Genomic DNA, 5,832 nt, shown 5'->3' with positions numbered 1-5,832 from the left:
GTGCCCGGTTTTAAGCCGCCCCATTGTAGATTTTTTAGCTCACCCTTGCGCGCAGCTTCTTCAATGTCGCCAAGCCCAAGCTGCGCCCAGACTTCAGAGGTTGCAAAGGGGAGGACGGGATAGAGGAGTGCGGTGATGATGCGGATTGATTCGGCGGCAGTGTAGAGAATACTTCCGCGCTCTCTTCCATTAGTGTCTGACAATTTCCAGGGCGCCTTTCGCGTCAAGAATGCATCGACATTTCCGATGAATTTCCATGCGAAATCTAAGGCTAGTGAAAAGACGTGTTTGTCCAGTCCATACTCGATGTCTTCGAGCAGAGGAAGTGGCTTCCGTACGTTATCCCACTGGTAGATAAGAGTTTCTTGTGTCCAGCTTCCGTCGGGTTCGCCTGGCGGAATGGTCAATCCAATCGCATGTGCAAGTGATTCACCCAAATCTAGACGGCTTAGGGGAAATGATTTGGGGTCTGCAACAATACCATCCGAATACTTGTCAATCATCGACAAGGTCCGGCTGACGAGGTTGCCGTATCCGTTAGCTAGGTCTGAGTTGTATCGCTGAACGACCGCATCGAAGCTGAAGCTGCCATCCTGGCCGAAGGGGATTTCGCGCAAGAGGAAGTAGCGTAGGACGTCAGTGGCGAAGAGATCTTGTTCGGCGTGAGTGCTGTTGGGAAACGGGATGGCGTATACGAGGTTGCCAAAGACGTCGAGGATGGTTTCGGTGCGGACGATGTTGCCCTTCGACTTCGACATCTTGTCGTTTTCGAAGAGGAGCCAACCGTGGGCGGTGATGGCTTTGGGAAGGCACTCATCAGCCCACGTTTGGTGGGTTTTGAATGGCACTGTTGTGAGATCGGACAATCGGGCGAATAAATGTTTATCTTGTTTTTTAGTTGCGTCTGGCAGCTTTATTGATGGATTGAGTGCCAATAGAAACGCGGGCCAGTATACACAGTGGAAGCGAATAATTTCTTTGCCTACGAGGTGGAGGTCAGCGGGCCAGTAGTGTTTGAACTTTGCTTTTTCTTCAAGTAAGTCGCTGCCGTAGCCGATGGCGGTCATGTAGTTGGCGAGGGCGTCGAGCCAGACGTAGATGACATGTTTCTGATGTGCGATTTTGGCAGCTGACTCGGGAACCGGAATGCCCCACCTGAAAGAACTGCGCGAGACCGAAATATTTTTCAATGCTCCAGCGACATAAGGAGTGCCTTTGGCCGTATATGAGAGTTTATCTACCTTTACAAACTCTGAAATCACCTGTGACTTGTCTAAATCCTCAGATGTAGCAGACATTGCCGGAATGCAAACGAAGCCTTCCTCTTTAAGCTTACCAACAGGGCCAAGAAGGAAGCTCAGAACTTCGTTGCGACGCGACTCGTTTTCAATCTTTAGCGTATTGCTTTCGATGAGGTCGAGAAGAGGGCGCTGGAAGGAAGAGAGTTTGAAGAAAAAATTCTCCTCGGTGATGGTTTCGGTGATACGGCCACAATCTGGACATGGATCTCCGGGACTTACATCGACAAATGTCTCATCCGATACACAATAGGCGCCTGTGTATGAGTCGAGATAGATGAAGCCTTGTTCGAACAAGTCATTGAAGAGGCGCTGGGCACCTTTTTGGTGGGCTTCATCGGTGGTGCGGATGAACTTGTCGTTGGTGATGCCCATGCGCTTCCACAGATTCTGGAAGCTGGCCGAGACCTCATCGGCGAACTGCTGCGGCGCGATGCCGGCGGCTTCGGCGCTGCGCTGAATCTTCTGGCCGTGCTCGTCGGTGCCGGTCAGGAAGAAGGTGTCGTCGCCCAGCAGGCGGTGGCGGCGCGCGATCACGTCGGCTGCAATGGTCGTGTACGCATGGCCAATGTGCGGGCGCGCGTTGACGTAGTAAATCGGAGTGGTGAGATAGAACTTATTCGCTGTGTCGGACATGCGGGCTTTAAGCAAGTTTAGCAGGGCCGCGCCTCGCGGAGCCGCACCAGGCCTTACGTCGGCGTGCGCAGCAGCAGATAAACTCCGGTGATGCCGAACAGCGCATCAGGTGTCCATGCGGCAAGAAACGCGGGCAGAGCATTGACGTTGCCCATCGACTCAAACAGCAGCGCGACCACCCAGTACGTAATTGCCAGTCCAATCGCCGTGGCGATGCCCGCAAGCGAGCCTTTCTTGCCCATCGAAAGCGAGAACGGAATAGCGAGGATGGCCATGACCAGCGTGATGAGCGGGTAGGCGAGCTTCTTATTCAACTGCACGCTTAGTTGCCGCGTGTTGAAGCCGGATTGTCGCAGGTCCGTGATGTAGTGCGAGAGTTCGGCGTAGGACATCTCCTGCGACGGAAGAAACTCTTTCTTGAAATAGCCGGGCTGCTCTCGAATCTCAGGAAAAGTCGAGACGGAGAACGGCTGGTAGTTGGAGATGGTCTCGCCTGAGAAGGTGCGCTGCCATCCGTTGAAGAAGACCCACATGTTCACGCGCGGGTCCCAGTTGGCGGAGGTAGCAAAGATGCGCTTCGTCAGCGCGAAGGTGGTGGGGTCAAACTCGAAGACAGTGACATTGGCGAAGCTGTCTTTCTCCGCGTTGAAAAACTGATAGTAGAAGATGCGCGAAGGGTCGCCGCTGCTGGTCGTCTGGCCGGAGATCCAGTTCACGTCGGGCCGCAGGAAGGTCTGGGCGGGCTTGTCCTTGATGACGGAGCGCAGCGCCTCCTGGCGGCGATTGGCCGCGGGCAGGTACAGCTCGTCGAAGGCGAACAGGCAGGCGGAGATGATCAGCGTCGTCACCAGCACCGGCGTGATGATGCGGTAGAGGCTGATGCCGGACGACTTCATCGCCGTCATCTCGGAAGTGCGGCTGAGCGCGCCGAATGTGATGAGCACGGCCACCAGCGCGCACAGCGGCGTGACGTTGTAGAGGATGTAGGGAATCAGGTTGATGAGATATTCGCCGACGGTGACGAGCGGCGTGCGGTTGCGGAAGATGTCGCCGATCAGCTCGAAGAAGGTGAAGATGACGAACAGCGTCGAGAAGGAAAACAGCACCAGCGCGAAGTTGGTGGCGTACTCGCGCATCACGTAGTCGTCGAGCAGCAGCGGAAACTGCACGCGGAAGGTGCTGCGGAAGCGTCGCAGCACGGTGGCGATGTCGGGCGTCAGGCGGCTGGCAAGACTGTTCGGTCCCGCGCCTCTGGTCAGCCGCGTGGCTGCCTGGTTCAGCTTGTCGCCGATGGAGGCGAAGATGCCCAGTGCGACTCCGCCGCGCGACATCTGGTACAGGAAGAACGCTCCGGCGGCGGCGAAGATCAGGTTTGCGCCCCAGATGCCGAGGAAGGGCGAGAGCCTGCCGGATTTGGCGAACGCTTCGCCGACGGAGGAGAGGAAGTAGTAGATGAAGACCAGGACGATGGTGAGGACGAAGCCTGTCGATTTGCCTCCGCGTTTCGAGGCGAGGCCGAGCGGCACGCCGATCAACATCAGCACCAGGCAGGCGAAGGGATAGGAGAAGCGCTTGTTGAACTGGATGCGGTAGACGGACGGACGGTTGGGATGTTTGGCATCGTAGGCGCGGCCGCGGCGCCACAGCTCGGGCAGCGAGAGGGCGACGATCGGTGTGTCGAGCCGGCCCAGGTGCGTGTCGTTGGGTGCTTCGGTTTCGATGGGGATGTCCATCGAGCTGAAGGTGGAGATGTCGTACTGGTTCGGGTTTGTTGTTGAAAGCTCATGCTGGCCGCCGTTGATGAGGTGCAGGCGGATGGTCTGGGCGTCAGGTGTGCTGGGCGTGCCGGCGACGACGATGGCGCTGTCGGCCGTAGTGATGTGCGGTGTTGCGGGCTGCGTCAGGTCGGCGAGGAAGACGTGACGCCAGACGGAGGCTCCGGCAGCGGGCTTTACGTCCTGAATGTAGAGAACGTAGTTCTTGAAGTCTTCGTAGAAGACGCGCGGCTGGACCTCGAACGATGCCTGCGAATTCTTGAGCGAGTTGCCGAGTGCGATGAGGCCGGAGGCTGCGCGGGGAGCGAGGTAGAGCGAGTTGAAGAGGCTGAGCGCGAGTCCGACTGCAGAGACGATGGAGACGATGCGAACGAAATCGAGCGCACCCATGCCGCTGGCGCGCATGGCGGTAATCTCGCTGTCGGCGGCCAGGCGCGAGAGGCCGAGCAGGATGCCGACCAGCACGGCCATCGGGATGGTGACGGTCAGGGCGGGCGGCAGCGTGTAGGCGATGATGCGGACGACGTCGGTGAGCGAGGCCGAATCGCGGACGACCAGATCGAGCACCTTGCCGAGGTCGCGCATCAGAATGACGAAGGTAAACAGCGCGCCGCCGAGCAGAGCGTGCGAGGTGACTTCGCGGAGAATGTAGCGGGTGAAGATGCGCATAGCGGCGGTGCTCACTTCAGTGTATAGGCACTCGCGCGCGTCCTTCATTCGCCTTCCACGCAGTCTTTTTAGTTGTCGTTCTTCCGCGGACGGGAGGATCTGCGTTTCTCTGCCGCTCTAGTGTGATGTCTCGAACGTTCTTTGCATAAGTTGAAATCGCGAACCGCAGGTCCTTCGACTACGCCTCTCGCAGTCAAGCTGCGAGAGGCTTCGCTCAGGATGACAAGTTCAAGGGTCAATTCGTGGGTAAATGAGTGAGTTGCATCTCGTGTCTATGTCGATACGGCCTAATATAGAGACAGATGGACCTTGCGCAAAAATCGGATCTGCTCGGCGCTACGCTCCGCGACCTCGGCAGCGTGCTGGTGGCCTACTCGGGCGGCACGGACTCGGCATACCTTGCGTGGGCAGCGCACCGGGAGCTGGGCTCGAAGATGCTCGCGGTAATTGCGGACTCGCCTTCGCTGCCCCGGGCCGAGCTTGCGGCTGCGATCGCTTTCGCTGAAGCTCATGCGATTCCGCTCGCCATCCTCCAGACTGCTGAGCTGGACAATCCTGACTACCGGCGCAACGACGCCGAGCGTTGTTTCTTCTGCAAGGACGAACTCTTCACTCGCATGGAGGCCGAGCGTGCGGCGCGCGGCTTCCGGCACATTGCATACGGTATGAACCTCGACGACCGGGGCGACTTCCGTCCCGGCCAGAGGGCCGCGGCGGAGCACCACGCGGTCGCGCCGCTCGTCACGGCCGGGCTTGCCAAGGCTGAGATTCGACAGCTCGCCGGGGAAGCGAGACTTTCGCTCGCGGACAAGCCTGCCTCAGCCTGCCTGGCCTCGCGTATTGAATACGGGCGTCCTGTGACCCGGGAAAATCTCTCGCAGGTCGAGCAGGCTGAGGCGGCGCTTCACGCGCTCGGCTTCCGGCAGGTTCGCGTGCGTCATCACGGAGAGCTGGCCCGGGTCGAGATCGCGCGGTCGGAGCTTCCTCGGGCGCTCTCGGTCGAGGCCCTCGACCGGATCACGGCGGCGCTCCGTCCGCTCGGCTTTCGCTACGTCACGCTGGACACTCAGGGCTATCGCTCGGGCAGCATGAATGAGGTTCTTCCTGCCTCGGCTATCGTGCCGGCCGGACGGTAAGGTATGCCTCCCCCCTCCCCCTATTTTTGTGCAAAATCCATGTTCTAAAGGGGTTAGGTCTGGACCTGGTGTGGGAAGTCCTTGTTTTTCAGGGTATGGCCCTGTAAAATATTCTTTTTATTGCACTTATTGAGCGTGCCCTGGGAAAAAGCGCGGCCCTCCCGGATGGTCAGGTTGTTTGCAGGGATACTTCTATTGTATGGAATGGAAGGAAACTATCCCGCCAAAGTCTGGGGAGGTATAAGCGGTTTGGGATGTGGCGGTTGTGGGGATTTCCATAGGGTCGAGGGCTTGACGTTCTGGTCGGCGTTCAGTCTG

3 protein-coding genes are annotated in these 5,832 nt (G+C 58.4%); 1 reads left to right on the top strand and 2 read right to left on the bottom strand.

From position 1 onward, the window contains the following. Both VFU66_RS12730 and VFU66_RS12725 read right to left on the bottom strand, forming a co-directional pair. A partial coding sequence (locus tag VFU66_RS12730; RefSeq protein ID WP_326446639.1) for a class I tRNA ligase family protein occupies positions 1 to 1,934 on the bottom strand: 1,934 nt, incomplete at its 3' end. A gap of 53 nt (positions 1,935 to 1,987) precedes the next feature. Then, a complete protein-coding gene (locus VFU66_RS12725) occupies positions 1,988 to 4,426 on the bottom strand; it encodes an LptF/LptG family permease (protein ID WP_326446638.1) in 2,439 nt (812 codons plus the stop codon). Between the two features lie 254 nt (positions 4,427 to 4,680). Here VFU66_RS12725 and larE point away from each other — a divergent pair, with 254 nt between their 5' ends. Beyond that, a complete protein-coding gene (gene larE, locus VFU66_RS12720) occupies positions 4,681 to 5,514 on the top strand; it encodes an ATP-dependent sacrificial sulfur transferase LarE (RefSeq protein ID WP_326446637.1) in 834 nt (277 codons plus the stop codon). The last annotated feature ends 318 nt before the right edge of the window (positions 5,515 to 5,832 follow it).

The sequence above is a fragment of the Edaphobacter sp. genome, from assembly GCF_035763405.1.
Lineage (GTDB): Bacteria > Acidobacteriota > Terriglobia > Terriglobales > Acidobacteriaceae > Edaphobacter.
The sequence above is the reverse complement of the archived record's forward strand: the minus strand, read 5'-3'. Positions and strand labels throughout refer to the sequence as shown.